The organism is Mycobacterium sp., from assembly GCF_002863225.1.
In the GTDB taxonomy this organism is placed as follows: Bacteria; Actinomycetota; Actinomycetes; order Mycobacteriales; family Mycobacteriaceae; genus Mycobacterium.
In genome coordinates, this window is record NZ_PKEK01000039.1 from 221,351 (window position 1) to 244,529 (window position 23,179).

26 protein-coding genes are annotated in these 23,179 nt (G+C 66.0%); 16 read left to right on the forward strand and 10 right to left on the reverse strand.

The window, feature by feature from the left end:
• Positions 1-4 precede the first annotated feature (4 nt).
• Both CYU59_RS10190 and CYU59_RS10195 read left to right on the forward strand, forming a co-directional pair.
• Positions 5-1,399 carry an NtaA/DmoA family FMN-dependent monooxygenase gene (locus CYU59_RS10190; RefSeq protein WP_292988782.1) on the forward strand — a complete coding sequence of 465 codons (1,395 nt, stop codon included), beginning with the start codon at positions 5-7 and terminating at the stop codon, positions 1,397-1,399.
• A 5-nt stretch (positions 1,400-1,404) separates the two neighbouring features.
• Entirely contained in the window at positions 1,405-2,526 is a 1,122-nt protein-coding gene (locus CYU59_RS10195; protein WP_292988784.1) for an LLM class flavin-dependent oxidoreductase, read from the forward strand.
• A gap of 56 nt (positions 2,527-2,582) precedes the next feature.
• Here CYU59_RS10195 and CYU59_RS10200 read toward each other — a convergent pair whose 3' ends face one another.
• Together CYU59_RS10200 and CYU59_RS10205 are read right to left on the reverse strand one after the other, a co-directional pair.
• Entirely contained in the window at positions 2,583-4,160 is a 1,578-nt protein-coding gene (locus CYU59_RS10200) for a cytochrome bc complex cytochrome b subunit (protein WP_292988786.1), read from the reverse strand.
• A 111-nt stretch (positions 4,161-4,271) separates the two neighbouring features.
• Positions 4,272-4,541, reverse strand: coding sequence for a YdeI/OmpD-associated family protein (locus tag CYU59_RS10205; protein WP_292988788.1), 270 nt, complete (start codon positions 4,539-4,541; stop codon positions 4,272-4,274).
• Between the two features lie 128 nt (positions 4,542-4,669).
• On the opposite strand from CYU59_RS10205, the gene CYU59_RS10210 reads away from it, so the two are divergent.
• From CYU59_RS10210 to CYU59_RS10225, 4 genes are all read left to right on the forward strand, one after another.
• Positions 4,670-5,476 carry a helix-turn-helix domain-containing protein gene (locus CYU59_RS10210; RefSeq protein WP_292989050.1) on the forward strand — a complete coding sequence of 269 codons (807 nt, stop codon included), beginning with the start codon at positions 4,670-4,672 and terminating at the stop codon, positions 5,474-5,476.
• Entirely contained in the window at positions 5,466-5,867 is a 402-nt protein-coding gene (locus CYU59_RS10215; protein ID WP_292988790.1) for a VOC family protein, read from the forward strand. Before CYU59_RS10210 ends, CYU59_RS10215 begins: the two co-directional genes overlap by 11 nt.
• Positions 5,868-5,890: 23 nt before the next feature.
• Positions 5,891-6,244, forward strand: coding sequence for a VOC family protein (locus tag CYU59_RS10220; protein WP_292988792.1), 354 nt, complete (start codon positions 5,891-5,893; stop codon positions 6,242-6,244).
• 63 nt (positions 6,245-6,307) lie between these two features.
• Entirely contained in the window at positions 6,308-6,616 is a 309-nt protein-coding gene (locus CYU59_RS10225; RefSeq protein WP_292989052.1) for a PE-PGRS family protein, read from the forward strand.
• 30 nt (positions 6,617-6,646) lie between these two features.
• On the opposite strand, the gene CYU59_RS10230 is transcribed toward CYU59_RS10225, so the two are convergent.
• Positions 6,647-7,228: a hemerythrin domain-containing protein gene (locus CYU59_RS10230; protein ID WP_292988794.1), complete on the reverse strand. Its 582-nt coding sequence runs from the start codon at positions 7,226-7,228 to the stop codon at positions 6,647-6,649.
• A gap of 29 nt (positions 7,229-7,257) precedes the next feature.
• A complete protein-coding gene (locus tag CYU59_RS10235) occupies positions 7,258-8,664 on the reverse strand; it encodes an MFS transporter (protein WP_292988796.1) in 1,407 nt (468 codons plus the stop codon).
• A 129-nt stretch (positions 8,665-8,793) separates the two neighbouring features.
• On the opposite strand from CYU59_RS10235, the gene CYU59_RS10240 reads away from it, so the two are divergent.
• On the forward strand, positions 8,794-9,510 hold the full coding sequence (locus CYU59_RS10240; protein ID WP_292988798.1) for a CoA pyrophosphatase: 717 nt from the start codon (positions 8,794-8,796) through the stop codon (positions 9,508-9,510).
• An 11-nt stretch (positions 9,511-9,521) separates the two neighbouring features.
• Here CYU59_RS10240 and CYU59_RS10245 read toward each other — a convergent pair whose 3' ends face one another.
• Both CYU59_RS10245 and CYU59_RS10250 read right to left on the reverse strand, forming a co-directional pair.
• Entirely contained in the window at positions 9,522-10,604 is a 1,083-nt protein-coding gene (locus CYU59_RS10245; protein ID WP_292988800.1) for an LLM class flavin-dependent oxidoreductase, read from the reverse strand.
• A 136-nt stretch (positions 10,605-10,740) separates the two neighbouring features.
• Positions 10,741-11,247 carry a helix-turn-helix domain-containing protein gene (locus CYU59_RS10250; protein ID WP_292988802.1) on the reverse strand — a complete coding sequence of 169 codons (507 nt, stop codon included), beginning with the start codon at positions 11,245-11,247 and terminating at the stop codon, positions 10,741-10,743.
• An 86-nt stretch (positions 11,248-11,333) separates the two neighbouring features.
• Here CYU59_RS10250 and CYU59_RS10255 point away from each other — a divergent pair, with 86 nt between their 5' ends.
• The 5 genes from CYU59_RS10255 to CYU59_RS10275 all read left to right on the forward strand — a co-directional run bounded on the left by CYU59_RS10255 (position 11,334) and on the right by CYU59_RS10275 (position 15,781).
• Positions 11,334-12,464 (forward strand): acyl-CoA dehydrogenase family protein, encoded by a 1,131-nt coding sequence (locus CYU59_RS10255; RefSeq protein WP_292988804.1) that lies wholly within the window; start codon positions 11,334-11,336, stop codon positions 12,462-12,464.
• Entirely contained in the window at positions 12,461-13,465 is a 1,005-nt protein-coding gene (locus CYU59_RS10260) for an LLM class F420-dependent oxidoreductase (RefSeq protein WP_292988806.1), read from the forward strand. The genes CYU59_RS10255 and CYU59_RS10260 overlap by 4 nt, the downstream gene beginning before the upstream one ends.
• Positions 13,462-14,466: an NADP-dependent oxidoreductase gene (locus tag CYU59_RS10265; protein ID WP_292988808.1), complete on the forward strand. Its 1,005-nt coding sequence runs from the start codon at positions 13,462-13,464 to the stop codon at positions 14,464-14,466. Before CYU59_RS10260 ends, CYU59_RS10265 begins: the two co-directional genes overlap by 4 nt.
• A 30-nt stretch (positions 14,467-14,496) precedes the next feature.
• On the forward strand, positions 14,497-14,925 hold the full coding sequence (locus CYU59_RS10270) for a pyridoxamine 5'-phosphate oxidase family protein (RefSeq protein ID WP_292988810.1): 429 nt from the start codon (positions 14,497-14,499) through the stop codon (positions 14,923-14,925).
• A gap of 124 nt (positions 14,926-15,049) precedes the next feature.
• Positions 15,050-15,781: a hypothetical protein gene (locus CYU59_RS10275; protein ID WP_292988812.1), complete on the forward strand. Its 732-nt coding sequence runs from the start codon at positions 15,050-15,052 to the stop codon at positions 15,779-15,781.
• On the opposite strand, the gene CYU59_RS10280 is transcribed toward CYU59_RS10275, so the two are convergent.
• Complete coding sequence (locus CYU59_RS10280; protein WP_292988814.1) at positions 15,782-16,990, reverse strand: MFS transporter; 1,209 nt, start codon at positions 16,988-16,990, stop codon at positions 15,782-15,784.
• Between the two features lie 155 nt (positions 16,991-17,145).
• On the opposite strand from CYU59_RS10280, the gene CYU59_RS10285 reads away from it, so the two are divergent.
• On the forward strand, positions 17,146-18,543 hold the full coding sequence (locus CYU59_RS10285; RefSeq protein WP_292988816.1) for an alpha/beta hydrolase domain-containing protein: 1,398 nt from the start codon (positions 17,146-17,148) through the stop codon (positions 18,541-18,543).
• Here the strand turns inward: CYU59_RS10285 and CYU59_RS10290 are convergent.
• The 3 genes from CYU59_RS10290 to CYU59_RS10300 all read right to left on the reverse strand — a co-directional run bounded on the left by CYU59_RS10290 (position 18,540) and on the right by CYU59_RS10300 (position 20,882).
• On the reverse strand, positions 18,540-18,908 hold the full coding sequence (locus tag CYU59_RS10290) for a hypothetical protein (protein WP_292988818.1): 369 nt from the start codon (positions 18,906-18,908) through the stop codon (positions 18,540-18,542). The two genes, CYU59_RS10285 and CYU59_RS10290, sit on opposite strands and share 4 nt — an antisense overlap.
• Positions 18,909-19,002: 94 nt before the next feature.
• Positions 19,003-20,076, reverse strand: coding sequence for a dihydrodipicolinate reductase (locus CYU59_RS10295; protein ID WP_292988820.1), 1,074 nt, complete (start codon positions 20,074-20,076; stop codon positions 19,003-19,005).
• 17 nt (positions 20,077-20,093) lie between these two features.
• Positions 20,094-20,882, reverse strand: coding sequence for an SDR family oxidoreductase (locus tag CYU59_RS10300; RefSeq protein WP_292988822.1), 789 nt, complete (start codon positions 20,880-20,882; stop codon positions 20,094-20,096).
• Positions 20,883-21,020: 138 nt separating this feature from the next.
• Here CYU59_RS10300 and CYU59_RS10305 point away from each other — a divergent pair, with 138 nt between their 5' ends.
• The 3 genes from CYU59_RS10305 to CYU59_RS10315 all read left to right on the forward strand — a co-directional run bounded on the left by CYU59_RS10305 (position 21,021) and on the right by CYU59_RS10315 (position 23,041).
• Positions 21,021-21,623, forward strand: a complete 603-nt coding sequence (locus CYU59_RS10305; protein ID WP_292988824.1) for a TetR/AcrR family transcriptional regulator — start codon at positions 21,021-21,023, stop codon at positions 21,621-21,623.
• Positions 21,624-21,693: 70 nt separating this feature from the next.
• Positions 21,694-22,374 (forward strand): hypothetical protein, encoded by a 681-nt coding sequence (locus tag CYU59_RS10310; RefSeq protein ID WP_292989054.1) that lies wholly within the window; start codon positions 21,694-21,696, stop codon positions 22,372-22,374.
• A 64-nt stretch (positions 22,375-22,438) separates the two neighbouring features.
• On the forward strand, positions 22,439-23,041 hold the full coding sequence (locus tag CYU59_RS10315; RefSeq protein WP_292989056.1) for a TetR/AcrR family transcriptional regulator: 603 nt from the start codon (positions 22,439-22,441) through the stop codon (positions 23,039-23,041).
• Positions 23,042-23,179 lie beyond the last annotated feature (138 nt).

The following is a 23,179-nucleotide window of genomic DNA, read 5'->3' on the forward strand; positions in this document are numbered from 1 at the left end:
CTCAATGACCAAGCCGATCAAGCAAATTCACCTTGCCGCGCATTTCCCCGGTGTCAACAACACCACGGTCTGGAGCGACCCGCAGGCCGGCAGTCATATCGACTTCAGTTCGTTCACCCGGTTCGCCCAGTCGGCGGAGCGGGGGAAGTTCGACTTCCTGTTCCTCGCCGAAGGCCTCCGGTTGCGCGAACAGAACGGGCACATCTATGACCTCGACGTGGTGGGGCGGCCCGACACCTTCACCGTTTTGGCCGCGCTGGCCGCGGTCACCGACCATCTCGGTCTGACCGGCACGATCAATTCGACGTTCAACGAGCCCTACGAAGTCGCCCGCCAGTTCGCCTCGCTGGACCACCTCTCGGGTGGGCGCGCCGCATGGAATGTCGTGACGTCCTGGGATGCGTTCACCGGCGAGAACTTCCGTCGCGGAGGCTTCCTGGCCGAGGATCAGCGTTACGAGCGAGCCCGGACGTTCCTGCAGACCACCAACGAACTGTTCGACTCGTGGGCCGGGGATGAGATCGTCGCGGACAAGGACACCGGGACGTTCCTGTCCACCCCGCATGCCGGCGAATTCGCGCATCGGGATGGACATTTCGACATCCGCGGCCGGTTCAACGTGCCGAGGAGCCCGCAGGGGCGCCCGGTGATCTTCCAGGCCGGGGATTCGGACCAGGGCCGCGATTTCGCGGCTTCGTCAGCCGATGCGATCTTCTCCCGACACAGCACCCTGGACGCCGGGCAGGCTTTCTATCACGATGTCAAAGGCCGACTGGCCCGTTACGGGCGACGCCACGAGGAGTTGCTCATCCTGCCGGCCGCGTCATTCGTCATCGGCGACACCGATGCCGAAGCCGAGGACCTCGCGCGCGAAGTCCGGTTGGCGCAGGTGTCACCCCAGACGGCGATCAAGTTTCTCGAACAACTCTGGAACCGTGACCTTTCCGATCACGACCCGGACGGACCACTGCCCAGCGTCGATCCCGTCGTCGGCGAGAACACGATCTCGCGCGGACGGGCCAGTGTCCGCATGTTCAGGGACTCGATCGCGATCGCCAACGACTGGCGCGCCAAGGCCGAGGCGGAGAACCTGACCAGTCGCGAATTGATCATCGAGGTACTGGGACGCCAATCTTTCATCGGCTCACCGCAAACCGTTGCGACGACGATTAACGAATTCGTGCAGACCGACGCCAGCGACGGGTTCATTCTCGTGCCGCACATCACCCCGGGTGGCCTGGATCCGTTCGTCGATCAGGTGGTACCGCTCCTGCAGGAACGCGGGGTGTTCCGAGAGGACTACGCCGGGACCACGCTGCGCGACCATCTCGGTCTGGCGCCGCTGTCGCACCCGGGTCGACGCCGCGATACGGGTAGCACGACCGGGGTGGCGTCCTGACGAACATGACGACACATCTCGGAGTTCTCGACCTCGTCCCGATCTCCTCGGGATCTACCGCCGCTCAGGCGTTGCGCAACAGCATCGACCTCGCTCAGCACGCCGAAAGCCTTGGCTACAGCCGTTATTGGTTCGCCGAACATCACCTCAATCCGGGGGTGGCCGGCACCTCGCCCGCGGTGGTGCTGGCCCTGACCGCAGCCCACACCTCGACGATCAGGCTCGGCTCCGGCGCGGTTCAGATGGGACATCGCACCGCGTTGTCGACCGTGGAGGAATTCGGACTTCTGGACGCGCTGCATCCGGGGCGCTTCGACCTCGGTCTCGGCCGCTCGGGCGGAAGGCCGCGCGAACCGGTCGCTGCGGTTGCGCCGTCGCGGACCCTGGTCAACGGGCGCACCACCAACGGCCTGCTGATACCGCCGAAGTTCGACATCCGGCCGCTGCTGAAATCGCCCCGATTCGGTGTCCACAAGGCGCTGCTGCAGTTGCCGAACGCGGAATCGCAGGATTACACCGAGCAGGTCGACGACGTTCTCGCGCTGATCGCGGACACCTACCGATCGGCGGAAGGGATCGAAGCGCACGTCGTGCCGGGAGCCGGTGCCGACCTGCAGATCTGGATCCTCGGCAGCAGCGGCGGCGAAAGCGCGATCGTGGCCGGCGAGAGGGGTTTACGGTTCGCCGCCAACTATCACGTCGCTCCCGCGACCGTCCTGGAGGCGGCCGACGGTTACCGGGCCGCTTTCAGGCCGTCGGCCGAACTGGACCGGCCCTACGTCGCCGTGTCGGCGGACGTGGTGGTGGCCGACGACGAGGCGACCGCTCGTGAGCTCGCCACCGGCTACGGGTTGTGGGTGCGCAGCATCCGCACGGCCGAGGGCGCCATCCCATTCCCGACGCCCGACGAGGCGCGACGGCACCCCTGGAGTGACTCCGACCAGGAGCTCGTCGCGGACCGGGTCGAGACCCAGTTCGTCGGGACCGCTGCCCAGGTGGCCGACCAGCTCGAGCGGCTGCGCGACGCGACCGAGGCCGACGAATTGATCGTCACGACCATCACCCACGATCACCGGGACCGCGTGCATTCATACCGCCTGCTGGCCGAAGAGTGGGCGCGCCGCTGAGCCGTGCGCGAACTCATCAGCCGCCCCGGCGATGTCGTTGCGGCGCAGCAATATTTTTACCGACCCCTGAGCGCGGTGAGCGCGCGGTGTTCGGCCTCGCGATGAGCGTCGGACAGCGCAGCATCCTCCGCGGGTGGGTCGGCGTGCAGGAAACTGCCGGTGCCGGGGGAGCCGCCGGAGCCGAGCTTGTTCATCTTTCCCGGAACGGGCGCACCCTGGTACTTGAGCGGAACGGCAGCCAGCGGCTGGTGAACTTCGATGTAGGCGCCGTGCGGGAGTCGTTTGATGATGCCGGTTTCGATGCCGTGCTCCAGGATGGCGCGGTCGCTGCGCTGTAGCGCCACGCACCACCGGTAGGTGACGAAGTAGACGATCACCGGCAGCACCACCATGCCGATGCGCCCGATCCACGTGGTTGCGTTGAGCGAGATGTGGAATGTCAACGCGATGATGTCGTTCATCGCGCCGAGCGTCAGAACGAGGTAGAAGGCGATTGCCATCGCACCGATAGCCGTGCGAACCGGGACGTCGCGCGGTCGCTGCAGCAGGTTGTGGTGGGCGCGATCACCGCTGAACCGTTTCTCCAAGAATGGATAGCTGGTCAGCAAGACGAACACGATGCCCATGATCATTGCGGCGCCCACGGCCGCGGGCACCGTGTGGCGGCCGATGTAGATCTCCCATGCCGGGAACAGTCGCTGCAGGCCCTCGGTCCACATCATGTAGAAGTCCGGCTGTGATCCTGCCGACACGTGAGAAGGCTTGTAGGGACCCAGGTTCCAGATCGGGTTGATCTGCAGCAGGCCGCCCATCAGCCCGAGGACGCCGGTGGTCACCGCGAAGAATGCGCCTGACTTGACCGCGAAGATCGGCATGACGCGTACGCCGACAACGTTGCTTTCGGTGCGGCCCGGGCCGGGGAACTGGGTGTGCTTCTGGAACCACACCATCGCCAGGTGTGCGCCGATCAGCGCGAGGATGACGGCCGGCAGCACCAGGACGTGTAGCGCATACAGCCGGGGGATCAGCACGGTGCCGGGAAAGTCGCCACCGAAAAATGCCCAGTGCAACCACGTGCCGATCACCGGGAATCCCAGCATGATCGACGACAGCGCGCAGCGTAGGCCGATACCGGACAGCAGATCGTCGGGTAACGAGTAACCGAAGTAACCCTCGAACATGGCCAGGATCAACAACAGTGAGCCGATCACCCAGTTGGCCTCGCGAGGCCGACGGAACGCGCCGGTGAAAAAGACGCGGGCCAAGTGCACCATGATCGACGCCGCGAACAGCAGCGCGGCCCAATGGTGGACCTGGCGGACGAACAACCCGCCGCGTACCTCGAACGAGATGTCGAGCGCCGACTCGTAGGCACGTGACATCGGGACCCCGCGCAACGGCTGATAGACGCCTCGATACGCGACCTCGGTCATCGATGGATCGAAGAACAGAGTCAGATAGATCCCGGTGATCAGCAGAACGACGAAGCTGTAGAGCGCGATTTCGCCGAGCAGAAACGACCAGTGCGTCGGAAAGACCTTGTTCAGCTGCCGGCGCAGCGCGGCGGAGTGGTGATATCGCGCGTCGACGCGATGAGCCGGGTGCACCGCGGTGTCCGCCGGTCGGAGGTTCATGGCAACCATCCCCTCACGGCTGAGCCGCAGCTCCGAGGCCAGCCGTAGATCTACTATGCTGCGTAGTACCACAGAGCGTAGTACTAGCCGCGGCAGCCGTAAAGAGTCGATTCAGGCCTTACCGGTGCGTTCGCGGTGCTTGCAGCCCGGCCAGCAGCACGGGCGGCGCATGCCCTCTTCGAGTTCCTCCTGGGTGCGGCGAATCCGGCGCTCGCGGGTCGCCTTCTGCTTGGCGTCGTCGACCCAGCAGATGAACTCGTTGCGCGCCAACGGTGTGATGTCTTTCCACGCGGCCAGCGCGACGGAGTTGACCAAGAGCGCCTCGCGCAGGTCGGACGGCAGCTCGTGGACAACGCCGCCGGGCACCTGCTTGCCTTTCATGTCGCGAGAATAATCTCCGATGGCGCACGGGCCGGCCAGCTAGCGTGGATGTCGTGGCCGCCGGCGGACGAGATCGGATGTGGGACTTCGCGACGGCCCCACCGCGCACCGCTCCCGGCGTGGTGTCGATGGTGGGGTACCGCAGCGTCGATGACTCAGGGGAGTTGCATCGCGGAATGCCGTCGGCGTCGCTGACATTCATCGTCAGCCTCGACGACGGCGTCGAAGCCGCCGAGAGCGCCGAGGCTCTTCCGGCCGCCAAGCCGAATCCCCTCCTACTGGGCGGGCTGCATGTGCAGGCCGCGCACGTTCGGCAGCGTGGTGGCCAGACCGGAGTGCAGTTGGCAGTCCACCCTCTCGCCGCACGTGCGCTGTTCGGTGCGCCCAGCGCCGAGTTGGCCGCGGCCGAGTGGGATGCGACGAGCGTGCTGGGCCGCAGTGCGATCGCACTGCATCACCGGGTCAGTGAGGCGGTTCAGTGGGGCGACGCATTCGGCTCGATTGCCGGGTACCTGTCGGATTCGTGGCGGCGCCACGACGGTGCGACGGTTCGCCCCGAGCTGGCGCACGCATGGCAGTTGTTGCAGCGCAGCGGCGGCCGTGTCCCGGTGGGCACACTGGCCGACCGCGTCGGTCTGACGGCCCGGCATCTGACCACGCTGTTCCAGCGCGAAGTCGGCCGCTCACCGAAGACCGTCGCGATGTTGATGCGATTCGAGCAGGCAACCGCCCGGATCGCGGAATCGGTGGGGCGCTGCGGGACGGTGGATCTGGCGGCTGTCGCCACCGAGACCGGGTACAGCGACCAGGCCCACCTGACCCGTGAATTCACCCGGTTTTCGGGCGTGCCGCCCACCCGCTGGATTGGCGAGGAGTTCCGAAACATTCAAGACGGTGGCCACACGCTGGGCGCAAACTGCGAGCATGACTGCTGACAATCCGACCGTCTGGCCGACTCTGCAGGCGCACGACGCACCGAAACTCATCGACTACTACGTCGAGACCTTCGGCATGATCGTCGCCGCCCGCTACGGCGAAGGTGAAACCGTTGATCACGCCCAACTGCTCTGGCCCGAGGGCAGCGGCGGCATCATGCTCGGGAGTTTCAAGCCTGGCGCCCAATGGTGCCGGGAGCCCGGAACGGCGGGCGGATACATCGTGACTGCCGATCCGAGCGCGCTGTACGACCGTGTCCGCGCGCAGGGTGCCGACGTCATCCGGCCGCTGGCCGAGACCGACTACGGCGCAAACGAATTCGCTGTTCGTGACCCTGAGGGCAACTTGTGGTCGTTCGGTGACTACCGCGGTGAGCCGCTGCCGAGCTGACCGCAACGCTACGAAAGGGACGCATGCAAGCCACGAAGATCTTCGCCAACCTGCCGGTGGCCGACATCGATGCCGCCAAGAGCTTCTACACCGACTATCTGGGGCTACCCGTCGAGGAATTCAATCTGGGCTGGGTGGCCCGCTTCTCCTCACCCGACGCCCAGGCCAGGCTGCAACTGGTCACCGGTGACCTGACCGCAGCCGAAGACTCGGTGATATCGGTGTGCACGACGGACATCGACGGCGCGTACGCCGAGGCGCAGAACCTCGGCTTCGAGATCGTGCACCCGCTGACTGCGGAAGCCTGGGGACCCCGGCGGTTCTTCGTCCGGGCGCCCGACGGCAACGTCGTCAACGTTGTAGATCATCACGACTGAAATTCGATGTTTTAGGCGTGTGTGCAAGGGGGTAAGTCCCTAGACATGTCCATGTTCAGTGTGTTGAAACCATTTGTTGTTGGTGGCGCTGTTGCTGCAGCGATGGCTGTGATGCCCATTGCTGCGGCAGAGGCCAGCGTAGGTCCGGTCGGCGGGACCCCCACCCACGTGATCGTGAAGCAGGAACCGGGCGGTAGCGGCTGCGACGCCAATGGGGCCTGCGGATCCGGAGGTCAGGACAGTGGTCCCGGAGGCGGCCCCGGCGGGCAGGGCTGTGTGCCCGGCGTCGGCTGTGGGTTCGGCGGACAGTTCGCGGGACCGGGCGGAACGCCGGGTGGTTGTCTCGCGGGCGTCGGCTGCGGTCACGGCTAAACCCAGCTAAAAAGTCCTTAGTTTTTTGGGCTACTTCTGTCCCTTGAGGCTGCCGATGCGCAGCGAGAAGTCGGTGCGCCGAGGCTGCTTTTCGGCTTGCTCGTATTCCTCGACATATTCCTGCGGGTCTCGGTCGACAATGCGAAGCCCTCGTGTGGTCGGATGCTCGGCCATGAACTCGCGGTACTGGCGTCCAAGTGCCTCGCGCAGCCCGATCGGGGCATTGCGGCGAAAATCGGCCAGCCCCTCGCGTTCCTCCTCGGCCATGTGTTCGTCGTTGGCCACCCGGGTCCGGCCGACTGCCGCCCACCACTCGTCACTGGCCACGCCGGCCGCGCCGGCGTCGCGCACTCCGTCGCGAATGTCGTTGTGGTCACCGATCGCATCGAGCGTCTCGCCCTCGGCGTCGTCGCCGCCCCGCGTCAGTAATTGCGGGTAGAAGATCTTCTCCTCGATGTAGGCGTGCACATCGAGCTTGTCGGCAAGTGGGCGCCACACCCGTTCGAGCGCGCGCTGATCGACCGGCGTCTGCGCCTGCAGTTCGTCCAGCTTGGCGAACTGCAGGCGAAACCATTCGTGGTCTTCGAGAATCAACATGGTGATGTCAGCCATCTCGACCAGTAAATCAGGTCGGCTTTGAGTCAGGCGGTCGATGGTGACCCTTCGGCCGCGGGGCGCCAGCCGAAGGCCAATGCGGCGGCGATCAGTGCGGCCGTGCCCGCGGCCGACGCGACGAACACCCATCCCCATCGGACGGCGGCGAGGTCCACACCCGGCTGGTAGATCATCGTCAACGCGGTTGTGCCGAGGACCATGCCCATCTGCCTGGCGGTATTGATAACGGCCGATCCGGCTCCCCACCGATGGGGCGGCAGCGCCACACCCGTGACCGCGGAGAGGCTGGGCATCACCAACCCGACGCCGATGCCGGTGAACAGCTGAGCGGGCAGATACGCGGTGAAGTAGTGCGGTACGGGCCCGATGGTGCACAGCCAGATCCCGATGCCGACCGCGTAGAGCGCCGCGCCGGCGGCGGCCACCGCGCCGATGCCGGCTTTGCCGATCAGCCGACCGGCAACCGTCAAAGACACGACTGCGACGACAATCGGACCCGGTGACAGACACAACCCGGCCATGGCAGGCGGCATACCCCATACGGTGGTCAGCAGCAGGACACCGCTGAGCAGCATGGCACCGTGTGCTGACGAAAAAACCAGCAGCGCAAGGCAACTCGCCCACATCGGCAGGACTCGCACCGCGGCGAGATCGACCGCCGGCGAGGGATGGCGCAGCGAGCGCCACACCGCCAGCGCCATCCCGCCGACGGCGACGGTGAAGCCGGCCGCGATCGCGAAGGTGTTGTGATCGACGACCGGCAGCTCGATGAGCGCCCACACCAGGGCGCCGACGCCGACCACGAGACTCACTGCCCCGTAGAGATCGGGAACGCCGGTCCCGGTGCCGGTGGCTTTGGACAGCACGATGCCTCCGGCGACCACCGCCAGCAGCCCGATCGGCACGTTGACGAAAAAGATCCAGCGCCAGGACAATTGGACGAGAAAGCCGCCTACCGGTGGACCGAGCGCGGCTGCCATCGCACCCACCGCCGACCAAGTGCTGACGGCTGCGGCGCGCCGCTGAGCAGGGACCGCCGCCAGCAGCAGCGCCAGCGAGCTGGGCATCAACATCGCGGCGCCGAGCGCCTGGACGGCCCGGGATATGACGAGCATCGCGAAGGAGCCGGACAGCCCGCAGGTGGCCGAGCCCAACGTGAAGACCACCAGCCCGGAGAGGAAGATCCGTCGATGCCCGTAACGGTCGCCGAGGCGCCCCGCCGGGTTCATGAAGGCCGCGAAGACGAGCGTGTAGGCGTTCAGGATCCACGACATCGCCCCGAGGTCGGCGGTGCCGAAGGCTTGCCGGATCTCGGGAAAAGCGATGTTCACGATGAACAGGTCCAGGCTCGCCAGGAAAGCGGCGGTCGACACCACCAGAATCGTGGCGGTCGGACGCGCGGCCGGCAGCGGCGTGGTGGTTGTTGTCGTCACGCCCGCCTCGCGATTGATTCGATCGGCAGCGGTATCGCCGTCGCCGATTGCTGGATATAGGCAACAATACTTAGGCGGCCGGCGGCGGGATACCGCTGCGCGGGTTGCATTGGTCACTACGCTCGCCTGATGACCATCCCGTACGACGATGCGCTGCGCGAGCAGATTCGCGGCCGGCTCGCTGCTCATCGCCGACGGGTGGTGGCCGACCCGACCAAACGCCACGCCGCTGTCGCGGTGCTGCTGGTCGACTCCGAGGTCGGTGAGGACAGAATCGACCCGGCGCCGGTCGACGACTGGATCGCCGGACGTCCGATGCCGGAGGCCCTCGACGGCCGCATGGTCGACGTGTCAGGAGGAGCAGCTTTTCTTCTGTGTCGCAGGACATCTCGCCTCACGTCGCATCCCGCCCAGTGGGCACTTCCGGGCGGGCGGCTGGACCCGGGGGAGGGTGCGGTCGACGCGGCCCTCCGCGAAGTCGAGGAGGAGGTCGGGATCACCCTGACCCCGTCTGCGGTGTTGGGCCTGCTCGACGACTACCCGACCCGGTCCGGATATGTGATCACACCGGTGGTGCTCTGGGGTGGCGGCCGGCTCGATCCGCAACCCGCTCCCGACGAAGTGGTGGCGGTCTACCGGGTCGGCTTGCACCAACTGCAGCGTTCGGACTCGCCGCGGTTCATCAGCATCCCGGAGAGCCCCCGGCCGGTTGTGCAGATACCGCTGGGCAATGACCTGATCCACGCCCCGACCGGCGCCGTGCTGCTGCAGTTGCGCTGGCTGTGTCTCGACGGCCGCAACGATCCGGTCGATGAATTGGAACAGCCGGTCTTCGCCTGGAAGTGAATCCCGGCTCACTACCGGCGCGTGCGCCGGTCTCCGGCCTGGAGCGGGGCCTGCGCGACGAGCGGTCGGCTCGGAATACGTTGTCGCAGAACGGGTGCGACGTCCGACTGGAAAAGCTCCAAGCTTCGGCGTTGCTGAGCCCGCGTGACACCGTCGGCGTCGGCACTCACATGCATCACTTCGTGGCCCAATTCCTGGTGGTATCGCCCGACCTTGTCGATGACCTGTTGCGGGCTGCCGACCAGAGCGGAGCTGCGCTCGATGAAGTCGTCGATCGTGTCGAACACCACCGGAAGTCCGGCGCGACGGGCGAACGCCCGGCGGGCTTCGAACGTCGGACGATACGCCGACACCGCTTCTTGCGACGTGGGCGTCACATAGAAGCCGGCAGTTCCGGCGCCGACCAGCGCATCGTCGGGGTGATGCCCGTAGTGCTGCCATCGTTCACGGTAGTGACGCACCAACTCGGCGTACGGCTCGACCGAGTTGGTGACGTTCGCGGAGAAGATCGGGTCGCCGTGGCGAGCCGCCAGGTCTACTGATTCCGTGCTGGTCGCACTCCCGTGCCAGATCCGGATCCGGCTTTGCAGTGGACGTGGAAGGGCCTTGGCGTGCACCAGTTCTGGCCGGAATCGCCCGGACCATGTCACGTCGTCGCTGTCCCACAGCAGGCGGAACAGTTCGTATCCCTCGCGATTGCGGTCCCACTGGTCGGCTGTGGAGACGTGGAACAACTCGGCCTGGGCCGCTCCGTTGCCCTTGCCGATGATCAGTTCCAGGCGCCCACCGGACAGGTTGTCCAGAGTCGAGTAGTCCTCGAAGGCGCGGACCGGGTCCAGCAGGCTCAACGTCGTCACCGCGGTGAACAGGCTGATTTCGGTGGTGCGCGCCGCGATGTTGCTGAGCACGACCGGCGGTGAGGACGAGATGAAAGGGTCTTCATGTCGCTCGCCGACCGCGAAGCCGTCGAAGCCCAACTCCTCAGCAACGACCGCCTTGTCGACGACCTCGCGCAACCGGTCGGCCGGGCTTTTCTTCTCGCCCGAGACCGGGTCGGGAACGTGAGTGATCAGGGTGATCAGCAGGAACTTCATTCGCCTATCAGGATTTCCTCGAGGGGACGCGGGCGAAGCGCCCCGGCGTCCCGCGACTGGTCATTCTTCTGCCGGGCAACACCACGTCATCAACATGGCGAGACGCCATCGCATTCCCGACACTTCGAGCCAATCGTCAATCAGTATCCGGTTTTTCGGGTCGTCTGAGAGCTGCCGGCTCCGGGCTGCGGAAGCCCGGCCCGGGTTCGGGTGTCACGTTGTGCGCGGTGATCTCCTGCCGGCAGTGCGCACACACCAGCATCGGCTCGGCGGTCTGCTCGCACGGTTGGTGATGCAGCACGATCGGCGGGCCCTGCGGACTAGGCAGATGCTGGTCGCCCCACTGCATCAACACCACGATCGCCGCGAACAGGTCGCGGCCGGGATCGGTCAGCCGATACTCGTGGCGCTCGGGATCTGTTGCGTAAGGTACCTTTTCGAGTAGTCCCTTGTCGACCAAAGTCCGAAGCCGCGTCGACAACGTCGGCCGCGGGATCTGGAGGTTGCGCGCCAACTGGCCGAAGCGGCGCACCCCGAAAAACGCTTCGCGCAGGATCAGCAGAGTCCACCGCTCGCCCACGACCTCCAGCGCACGCGCGACGGACTCGCCGTCGAAGCGGTGGGACAGGTCGGGATACTCCATGGTTCACATAATGTACCGGTTCAAAAACTGAACCGGTAGTGCTAACGTGACAGAACCACCGCCACCGTCGTGTAAAGCGAGGACGTATGGACACCGACGTCGCAACCGCGTCTGTGTTGGCGCGGGCCCGCGAGATCGCCGAGATGGCCCGCGGCATGGCCGACAAGATCGACTCCGCGCGCCGTCTTCCCGTTGAACTCGTTGACGCGCTACGGGATTCGGGATTACTGCGGGCCGGAGCGCCGGCCGAGGTCGACGCGTTGGAACTACCGGCAGGCACCGCGCTGCGATGCGCCGAAGAGGTGGCACGCGGCGACGCGTCGGCCGGTTGGTGCGTATCGATCGGGATCACCAGCACCTTGCTTGTCGGGTACCTGCCGCCGTCTAGTCGCGACGAGTTGTTCGGTGGCGGTCGGGGACTGGCCGCTGGGGTCTGGGCACCGCAGGGCACGGCGAGACGGGTGGCCGGCGGGGTGATGGTGTCCGGACGCTGGGCGTTCTGCAGCGGGATCACCCATGCCGACGTGTTGTTCGCCGGCTGTCTGCTGGAAGACCGGCCCGCCGTCGTCGCCTTGCCCACCGCGCAACTGCAGATCCTGGACACCTGGCACACCCTCGGCCTGCGCGGCACCGGCAGTCACGACACGGTCGCCGACGAGGTCTTCGTCCCGGACGACCGGGTGCTCTCGATTTTCGACGGTCCGGTGATCGACCGTCCGCTGTACCGGTTTCCGCCCTTCGGGTTCTTCGCGGCGTGCATCGCAGCGGCCGCGATGGGCAATGCGCGGGCTGCGATCGAGAACTTCGTCGATCTCGCCGGCAGCAAGAAGGGTGTTGCCGCGAGCCGTACGCTCGCCGAGCGGTCGACGATCCAGGCGGCGGTGGCGACCGCCGATTCGGCACTCGAAGCCGCCCGGGCGGGTTACTACCAGGCCATCGAAGAAGCCTGGCGGGCAAGCGAAGACGGGTCACCGGTATCGCTGCAGGCGCGGACCAGGCTGCGACTCGCCGCCACGCACGGTGCCCGCGTCTCCGCCGATGTGGTGCGATCGATGTACGACCTGGCCGGTGGCAGTGCCATCTATGACGGCGCACCGCTACAACGACGCCTGCGTGATGCGTTCACCGCCACCGCGCACTTCCAGGTGAACGAGGCCTCGCGTGAGTTGCCCGGCCGCATCCTGTTGGGCCAGGCCGCCGAGGCGGCGATGTTGTGAGGTCGCCGATCGAAGCCGTCCTGCCGTTCTGGCTGGACCGGCCGGATCTGGAGGCGCTGGAAATCGCCGAAGCCGTTCAGGCCGCCGGGATCCGGGGGCTGTGGATCGGTGAGATGGCGACTTTCGACGCGTTCGCGCTGGCCACCGCCATCGGTGTCCGCGCCCCGAGAGTGGGCCTGCGCCTGGGGCCGCTGCCGGTCAGCGTGCGCACGCCCGCCTCGATCGCGCTGGGTGCCAGTTCGGTGGCAGCCGTCACCGGCGCCGAGGTCGACGTCGCGCTGGGGGCCTCGAGCCCGTTCATCGTGTCGGGTTGGCATGACCGGGACTGGTCACACAGTGCCGCGCGAATGCGCGAGACGATCGAGTGCCTGCGGCCGATACTGTGCGGGGAACGAGCGGACTATGACGGCCGGTTTGTCCGCAGCCACGGCTTCCGGTTACGGAACCCGTTGCCGCACAGCCGTATCGGCGTGGGCGCCTTCGGCCCGTCGATGCTGAAGCTCTCGGCTCGGATCGCCGACGAAGTGGTGCTGAACCTGGTTACCGTGCAGCGGGTTTCGCAGATTCGTCAGCAGATCGAGCAGCATGCCACCGCCGCGGGGCGGGTACCGCCGCATGTGACAGCCTGGATACCGGTGGCGGTGCGGCCCGGTGCGGCCGCCTTACGGCAACTCGCCGGCCAGGTCGCGGTGTACCTCGCCCCACCCGGCTACGGCGAGATGTTCATCGAACTCGGCTACGCCGACCTGGTCGAACGGGCCCGCGCGGGTGCGCGGCGCGCGGATCTGGCGGCGGCGATTCCCGTCGAATTGGCCGGGCAGCTGGCGGCTTTGGGTACGCCCGAGCAAGTCGCCGACCGGATCCGGGCCTACCTGGATGCCGGCGCCGACACCGTCGCGGTGATACCCGTGACGGCCGAGGACCCCGCCGGCCGGATCGCGCTCGGATGCGCCGCCGACATCGCCCGCACGACCTCAACCGACCAGGAGAACGCCAGATGAGCACCGTCAACGTCCAATGCCGACTCGCCGAACGGCCGACCGAAGGGCTGTCGGCACGCAACTGGTCATTCGTCGAGGAGGCCAAACCTACTGCCGCCGAGGGTGAATTCGTCGTCGGAGTGGAATACCTCTCGATCGATCCGGCAATGCGCACCTGGATGAATGCCGGGCGCAGCTACATCCCGCCGGTGGAGATCGGTGAAGTGATGCGGGCCCTGGGCGTCGGCCGAGTCTTCGAATCACGGCACCCAGGCTTCGCGGTCGGAGACGACGTGTCCGGGATCTTCGGTGTCCAGCGCTACGCGGTGTCCGACGGCAGCGGGGTCAACAAGATCGACACCAGTCTGGCGCCGGCACCGGTGTATCTCAGTGCGCTGGGCATCAGCGGGTTGACCGCGTACTTCGGCCTGATCGATATCGGACGCCCCGAGCCGGGCCAGACCGTACTGGTCTCCGGGGCAGCCGGTTCGGTGGGCAGCGTTGTCGGGCAGATCGCCAAGATCAAGGGCTGCCGCGCGGTCGGTGTGGCCGGCGGCGCGGACAAATGCCGGTGGCTCGTCGAGGACGTCGGATTCGACGCGGCGATCGACTACAAGTCCGCCGACCTGCGCAAGGAACTCAAGACGCACGCTCCGGACGGGGTCGACGTGTACTTCGACAATGTCGGCGGTGCAACGCTGGAAGCCGCGCTCAACCGCCTGGCCCACGGTGCCCGCATCGTGCTCTGCGGCGCGGTGTCGCAGTACAACGACACCCCGCGGGGCCCGTCGAATTACATGCAGCTGCTGGTGGCACGTGCGTCGATGACCGGCTTCGTCATCTTCGACTATGCCGATCGCTACCCGGAAGCTGTTGTGCAACTGGGTAAATGGCTGAACAGCGGCGAGCTGCGGTCGCACGAGCAGATCGAGCGCGGCGACGTCGCCGACTTCCCCGACACCCTGGCCAAACTGTTCCGTGGAGAAAACACCGGAAAGCTCATTCTCGGGCTGGGGGAATAGCGCGACCGCAGGGACTAGTTGAATTGGGCCATGGCTGCGTTTACCGAGACCCAACGTGAAGAATTCCTTGCCGACAAGCACGTCGCGGTGTTGTCCGTGGCGGCGACCGACGGACGTCCCCCGGCCAGTGCGCCGATGTGGTACGGCTACACACCCGGTGGAGACATTCTGGTCAACACCGGGGTGAAAGCCCGCAAGACCAAGCTGATCGAGAAAGCCGGCGTGGTGACGCTCACCGTGCAACGCGAGGAGCCGCCATATCAGTACGTGGTGGTCGAGGGCACGGTCATCGACGCCACCACGCCCGCGCCGCTCGACGTGCGCGAGGCGATCGCCATCCGCTACCTCGGCGAGGAAGGCGGCCGCGCCTTCGTCCAGGGGATGGCCGATCAGCCGGGGATCCTGTTCACCATTCGGCCCGACCGCTGGATCACCGCGGACTTCTCCGGCGAGTTGTGACCTTCGCGTTTTCGAGCATGCCGCGGCCCGTCGTGTCGCGGCCGCCGGTGACCCGACCCGACATAGGATGACGTTCTCGACAACGTCGGTCGGCAAGCTCGAAAACCCTTAGGAAGCAGCTCAAATGGACCTGGACCGCATCACCAGCCCCATGCGGCTGGCGAGGGGATCGCACCAGCCCGGATCGGGCAAGGGGTGCGCGATGAACGTGATTTCCTACATCAACGGCGACGAACAGATCACCGATTTCCCCGCGACGTCGGCCCGCCCGTTGGCGTCGTTCGTGCAGTTGTGCAACGACCTGCTGGCCGAACCGGATGGTTACCTGTCACCGGAGAACAGCCTGCTGGTGCTCGACCTCGGATGGCTGACCGTGGGAACCGCGGACGTCGCCGACGCGATCCTGCACCTCTGGGTGACCAAACTGCTGACCAGTCCGCCGTGGGGAGTCCTCCGCTATGCCGGCGACGAAGCGGCCAGGGCCATCGCCGACATCGCGGATCTGCATCGAACGTTCGTGCCCGGCGACGTGCCGTCGATCGTGAACTGGGACGGCGCCGCGCGGGCCGGCCGCGCCGCAGCCGAGGCGTCGGAAGGCGCCCAGTTGTATGCGGTGCGGGCAGCCTGCCAATCCACGGCGCTCGTCGAGACCGACGACTGGGACACCCTCGACGCCGTCACCGGAAATGCTCTGCGGGCGCACCGATTGGCCAACGGTGACGCCGGCGCCGCGCGAATCGTCGAGGTGACTCGCAACGCGATTCGGTCGTGGCGGCGCCTCGCCGGCCTGAGCGTGGTGGGCAACGATCCGATCCCGGTCGCCGGTGCCCGGACCCGCAAGGTAGTCGCGGCCTGATCAGTTCTGCCGGTGGCTGTCTCGCCGCAGCCGAACCGCTCGGAGTACCGCCGCGGACGCCGCCAGGCCGGCCATCGCGGCCAGGATGACCTGCGACCCGCTGAAACCGACACTGGTCAGCAGCAGTGGCAGGCCGAAGCCGATATAGGTAGCTGAGTAGAACGCTCCGGTCAGTGCACCCCGAACATGTTGTGGCGCAGCAGCTTCGAGGTCGATCAGACCCTCGCGCAACGATAGACCGGACGCGCAGCCGAGAGTTACGAGCAGCGGCAGCGCCAGCGCGAGCGTCATCGTCGACGGCGCGGCCGCGATCACCAGGTAGGCGAATGCGGCCAACGCCGCCCCGGCTGTCCCGGCCCGTGGACCCCACGAGCCCAGCCGGGCGACGACCTGGACGACGCCGCTGGATCCGTTGACGATCAGCGCGGCGAGTCCGGCCGCCGTCGGCGCCGCGAGGCCGGTGTGCACCCGGGCCGGGATGGTGATGAAACCCAGTGTCGCCGAAGCGAACACCCAGGGCGCCATCGGCATCGCCCAGCTCAGCGCGCGCTTGCTCGACGCTTTCTCAGCGGCCGGTCGGTTCGCATTCGCCGTCGCGGCCGGTGCCGGCACCCGGCGTCGCGCCACCGCGACGGTGACCGACATCGCCACCAGGACGAGTGCCGCCGCCAGCCCGAAGGACAGTCGAACACCGGGATCACCGACGCCGGCGATCAATCCGCCGGCCAACGGACCGACCGCGAACCCGATGATCATCACGGCTCCGGCCGTCGCAGCACCCGCGGGACCGCGGAGGTCGGATGCCCAGGCGGTGCCCGACGTCATCGCCAGACCCACACCGGCGCCCACCACCAGGCGGCCCACCAATAGCACCTCCGGCTGCTGAGACAGCAGCATCGCGACGGTGCCGACCACCGCGGTGGCCGATCCGGTCAAGGCCACCGCTTGGCGTCCGAACTTGTCGGAGGCCCGGCCACCGATCAGCAGGCCGGGCAGTAATCCCACGGCGTAAATGCCGAAGATCGCGTCGAGGGTCGCGGTGCTGAGGTGCTGATGATCGCTGATGCTGGGCATCAGGGCGACGAAGTGATTCGCGATCCAGCCGGTGACGAGCAGCACCGCCAGGACGGTTCTGAATTGCAGGTTGGAATCGGGCGGCGTCGCACCCGGGGTTGGCAGCACAGCCGTCGACCCTCTTGGCGCGGTCATCGATTCCCCTCCTTGACTTGCGATCTGCAACGACCACAACGTCAGGGAAGTTATTCCCGGCCGGCGCGCGATTGCAACGCAATTAACCCAGCGTCGCGGCGCACGACCCGCGTTCGTCGTCGTCGATGCGACCCGTCCGGCTCTATGATTCGGCCATGGCAACCAGCAACGATGCGGTCAGCTGTACTCCGGTGTCAGGCAGACCCGCACTCCTGTTGGGCGCCTTCGACATCGGCGATGTGGGATATGTCGCAGAGGAGTTCTTCGTCTCGGGAACGGCGTCGTCCTACCAGGCCGCCGGCGAACTCGGACCCGATGGCCGGTGGAGCGTGGCTCCGGCGGCCGCGGCGAACTACACCACCCGGATCGTGGCGCTGACGCCGGCGGATGCGTCCCGCTTCAACGGGACGGTGCTGGTCGAGTGGCTCAACGTCAGCGGCGGCATCGACGCGCCCGCGGTCTGGATGATGGCGCATCGCGAAATGCTGCGTGGTGGCTACGCGTACGTCGCGGTGTCGGCGCAGCAGGTGGGGGTCGAGGGCGGTGAAAACCTTACGGGCATCGACATGTCACTGAAAAGTCAGAATCCGCAAAGGTATTCATCGCTGGTACACCCCGGCGACGCCTACGCGTATGACATATTTTCACAGGCTGGGCAACTGGCCCGGCGGCCGGAGGTCCTGCGCGGTCTGCGCGCCGAGCACGTCATCGCGCTCGGCGAATCGCAATCGGCCATGTTTCTGACCACCTACATCAACGCCGTCGACCCGCACGGTGGGGTGTACGACGGGTTTCTGGTGCATTCGCGATTCGGCCCCGCGGCCCCGCTGAACGGCGACTCGGTGTTCGAAGCGCTCGAGAGCACGTCCTCGGACGCGGTCGCGTTTCGGCCGGACGTGGCGGTGCCGCTGGTCACGATCATCACCGAGACGGACCTCTTCGGCGGCCGTCGACAGGGCTACTTCCGCGCCAGACAGGCCGACAACGAACGGCTTCGGGTGTGGGAGATCGCCGGCACCGCGCACGCCGACAACTACACGATCCAGGTTGCGCCGATCGACACCGGTGCCGCGGAATTGGCCGATCTCGTTGCGGCTTATGCGCCGACCGACATGCTGATGGGCCAGCAACTGGATCATTGCGTCAACTTCGCGCCACAGCACCACTACGTCCTGCAGGCGGCGTTGTCGTCGTTGAACGCCTGGGTGAGCGCCGGCCGGCCCGCACCTCACGGTGTGCCCATCGAGCTGGACGGTGGTCAACCAGTGGTCGACGAACACGGTCTGGTGCGGGGTGGGATCAGGACCCCGTGGGTGGACGTGCCGATCGCCCGCACGTCCGGCGTCGGCGGGGAGCAGACCGCGTTGTCGCCGATCTTCGGCTCCGGTGAGGCATTCGATTCCGCAACCGTGCAACGGCTCTACCCGGGCGGGTCGGGCGAATACCTGGAACGCTTCACCGCGTCGCTCGATTCGGCGATCGAGGCGGGCTTCCTGCTGGCCGCGGATCGCGCCGAGATTCTCGAGCTGGCCGCCGCGACTTTCCCGGTCTAGAGGGGAGCGGCGTCGAGCGTCAGATTGAACAAGGCCCACGCCATGCAGAACAAGAAGTTCAGTGTGACGAGGACCATTCCGACGAAGAGCAGCGAGCGTGCGCCGCGGCGCTTCACCCGACGCACGCGTGCCCGGAACTGGTCCCGCTTGAACTGCGCCGCGATCCGCGCGAAGTCGAAGTCGCATACTTCGGCCTGCGCTACCGGCGAGCCGGCCAGCATCTGCCGCAGCCGGTCGGGCGACGTGCTCACGCCGACCCGGGCGAACCGCCGGCTGAGTCGCCGAGCCTGCCAGCGACCGACGACCTGATCGCTTGCCCGCAGGAGCTGTCCACGGTGGTGTCCCCGCGGGGTCGACGGCGTCATCACACGCCGAAGTGTAGCCAGCCGCGGTCGGATATCGGGGGTTTACCGCGCTTTGCGATACTGCCGCCTCGCCCGGCGGGTCAGGTGTGTGGTGTCACCACATCAGGCCGCGAATGAGTTCGGCTGGGGGGATGTCCTCGACGGCGATCAGCCCCTGCGGTGCGCGGCAGACCCAGTCGATCGCGTTGACCACTCGGGCCGCGGTCGACAGACAGCCCGCCTCGGTGACGTCGAGACCCGGATGGGACACGTGCGTGTTCAGCTCGACACGCGGATCCCCGTCGATCACGACGCGGTGGACCCCGATATGGCCGTCCGGCGGATAGGGCCAATCGGGGGCCGAGTCGGCAGTGAGCCGGGTGATGTGTTCCATGGTGATCACCGGGTCGCCGTCGCGAACGCCTTCGACTGCGAACGTGACCGCGGCCATCTGTCCCGGCTCGACCGTGGCCATCGTGCATTCGATCCGTTTGTCGGTGTACCACGGCTCGATGCGTTGCCGAACGTCGTCGAGTTGCACTCCGAGCTGCTCGGCGAGGTTGCGCACCGCGCCGCCCCACATCGTGGTCAGCACGCCCGGCAGGAACAACATCGGTGTGTCGTCCTCGGCGCTGACACCGAAACCCATTTGCTTGCCGGTGAATTCGTAATCGTCATAGTTGGCGTAGTCGAAGATCTCCTGAACGGTGATGGCCCGGGCGCGGGTGACCAGACTCAACGCCGTGTGTACCTCGGTGTCGCCGGAGTAACCCGGGTCGATGCCGTTGACGTACAGCGATGCGTTACCGGCCGCGCAGGCCTGCGCGAGCGGCGCCCGGAGCCAGTCGTCGGCCTGACGAGGAGTCACCAGCCACACCATCGACGTCGCCACGATGTTGATGCCCGCCGAAAGGAATTTCGACATCTGGTCGATGACTTCCATCGGCCGGGTCTCGCCTTGCGCGGTGTAGACCACGCAGTCCGGCTCGAGCGCGATGAGTGCGTCGATGTTGTCGGTCGCGACGATGCCGGTCGGCTCGCTCAGCCCGCACAGCTCGGCGGCGTCACGGCCGATCTTGTCCGGACTGGCGGCGTGCACACCGACCAATTCCAGATCGGGGCGCCCGATGATCGCCGGTAGCGAATGGATCCCGACGTTGCCGGTCGAAAATTGAACCACCCTGCGCATTCCGCGTCCGTCCTTGCTCAGTAGTCAGGAATCGGCAACGGCGAATTGTTGGAGTCGATTCCGCCGTCCACGTGGAAGATCGCGTTGGTCGCGTAGCAGTCCCGCGTGGACAGATAAACGCACAACCGCCCCAGGTCGGCGACGTCGCCCAAGCGATGCAGCGGTGTCGCTTCTTGCATCTTCTCCCGTGATCCGGGCATCAGGTCGAGGCTTCCCTGTAAGCCGTCGGTGGCGAACGAGCCCAGGGCTATCGCGTTGACGCGGATCTTCGGTGCGAGTTCCTGCGCCATCGCCCGGGTGAGAGCCTCGAGTCCGCCCTTGGCGACGCAGTATGCCGTCAGCGCGCGAATGCCGAAACGTGCTGAGCCAGACGAGATGTTGACGATGTTGCCATGACCGGCCTCGATCATGTGGGCCGCTACCAGCTGGCTCATGATGAACGCCGATGTGACACACCAGTCGAAGGTGTGGCGGAAGTCTTCGTCGGTGATGTCGAGGAAGCGCGCGTAGGTCGAACCGCCGACATTGTTCACCAGGATGTCGATGCGCCCGAAGGTGTCCATCGCGGCAGAGACCACACGCTCACTGTCTGGACGACTCATGGCATCCGCGACGATCGCCAGCCCCTTGCCGCCGGCATCTTCGATACCGGTGATCGTCTCGCGGATATCGGATTCCGTACGCGCGGTGCCGACTACGGTGGCGCCCGCTTCCGCCAAGACCCTGGCGATACCCTGCCCGACCCCCTTGCCGGCACCGGTGACGATTGCGACTTGTCCGTCCAGGCTGAATTGCTCGAGCGCCATCGGAATCCTCTCACCGCGTCGTGTGGTGCAGTTCTAACAAACAAAACTGACTAAAGTCAATGACATGAATGCGCAGGTGACCGCTTCGGCGGCTATTCTGCACACTGGGTGGGGAACCCGGACCAGAGGAAACGCACTATGGCAACGGTGGAAAAGCCTTCGGCGCGTGAGACCAAGCGCCTGCAGACCCGAGAGCGCCTGCTGGGAGCCGCCATCGCCGAATTCAAACGGGGCGGTATGGCCGACGCCGACGTCGGCTCGATCGTCACCTCCGCCGGTGTCGCGCACGGCACGTTCTTCTTTCATTTCCCGACCAAGGAACACGTGCTGCTGGAACTCGAACGACGCGAAGAAGAACGCATCGCCAAACAGCTCGACCGCTACGAGGGCGCGGCAGACGATCTGCCCTCCACTCTCAAAGAGGCAGTGCGGCTGATCCTTGGCCTCGAGCGTCGGCTTGGTGCCCGTCTCTTCAAGGACTTTCTTGCCCTGCACTTCTCGCAGACCCGTCCTGCAGACGAAAGCCACGAACATCCGGTCATCGTCCGGGTCGCCCAGGAGATCGAGCGAGCCCAACAGCTGGGCCACGTTGCACCGGAGGTCGTTCCGGTGAACAGTGCCGTGTTCTTCCTGCTGGGTCTGTACGCGTTGCTGACCACGACACACGACTGGCCCACTCAGAGCGCCATGCTCGACGACTACGTGGCCAGCACACTGAGGGGCCTGCACCGTAGCGACTGATTGACGGCAGTCAGTCGTTACGGCAAGATCGGGCCAACCGATCAGGTAGGAGCAGGCCTTGAGTTCGTCCATGTTGACCTCTGCCAACCAACTCGACGAGCACTTCGAGCAGTCGCAGCTCGCCCAGAAGCGGGCGGACAAGTGGCTCATCTCCGGCAGCATCCTGATCGGCACTGCCGCCCTGGGTATTTTCGGTCTCCCCCTGTTCCTCCGCGGGGTGTGGCTGCTGCGCAAGGCGCAGCGCGACGGCTTGTCGGTGCGCCCGATGCTGGTGACGCTGCTCGGCTACCTGGTGATCATCGACGCCGCCATCAACACGGTCGGATGGGCGCTCGACCTGGTGGCCAACCACACCATCCTGGCCCGAATTCTGTTGAACGGCTGGGGCGCAATGTTCGACGCCGGCTATTTCTGGCACTACAACGAGCTCTGGCTCGGCGGCGCGGCAGGGCCGGGTGAGAAGGCACTCGAAGTGGGATTGATCCTCACCGTGTTCACCATGCGGATCGCGGCCGCGATCGGTTTCCTGCAGATGAAGCGCTGGGGGCACCAGTGGATGGTGATCACCTGCTGGATGGGTGTGCTGATCTGGTGTGTCTACGTCTTCAACATGACGATGTTCGCCGACGTCCGCTTCGCCGGCGTCATCTTCCCGGTTGTCGGCTGGTGGCTCTACGACATCTTCTACATCACCCCGTTCCTGGCCATTCCTTACCTGCACACCGTCAATCACGAGATCTTCACCGACTGACCAACCCCGGTTATTGACCTCAATCATTGACTCTGGTCAGCAAAAGCGCTACAAAGACCAGACCATGACGCCACAGCTCAAGGCCACGGCACGCGAGGTGCAGCGGCGACAAACCCGGGAGCGCGTGCTCGGTGCGGCTATCGCCGAGTTCAAGCGCTCGGGAATGAGCCGCGCCGACGTGAATGCGATCGCCGCTGCCGCGGGTGTCGCGCATGGCACGTTCTTCTTCCACTTCCCGAGCAAAGAGCATGTTCTCCTTGCCCTGGAGTCCAGCGAAGAAGCACGTATCGCAGCGGAATTTGCCGCGTATCTCATCAATGCCCACGGCTTGGCCGCCTCGTTGACCGAGGTTGTTCGTCTGGTGGCCGGGCTTGAGCAGCGACTCGGTCCGATCCTCTTCAAAGAGCTGCTTGCGCTGCACTTCTCGCCGACACGTCCCTGTCGGGACGACTGGAGCGATCATCCCGTCATCGTTCTTCTTGTCGAGGAGATAGAACGTGCCCGCAGTGACGGAGAAGCGCACCCGGAAGTGGACGCCTTCTACAGCGCCACCTTTTTTCTACTCGGCATCTACGGCGTCCTGACCACCACCGACGACGCCGCCAAACGCGACACGATGCTGTCGAAGCTGATTGCGACCGCCGTTCGCGGTCTGGAGGTCCGATGACGCAATCGCCTGTGCGACAACCCATCAACAAGGAGGTCTGACGTGGATTGGCTCTGGGAGATTCTGCGCTATGTCGCAGCGTGGGGAGGGACGGGACTGGTCATCTGGTTCTGGTACTGGATGTTCTCCAACCTCGGC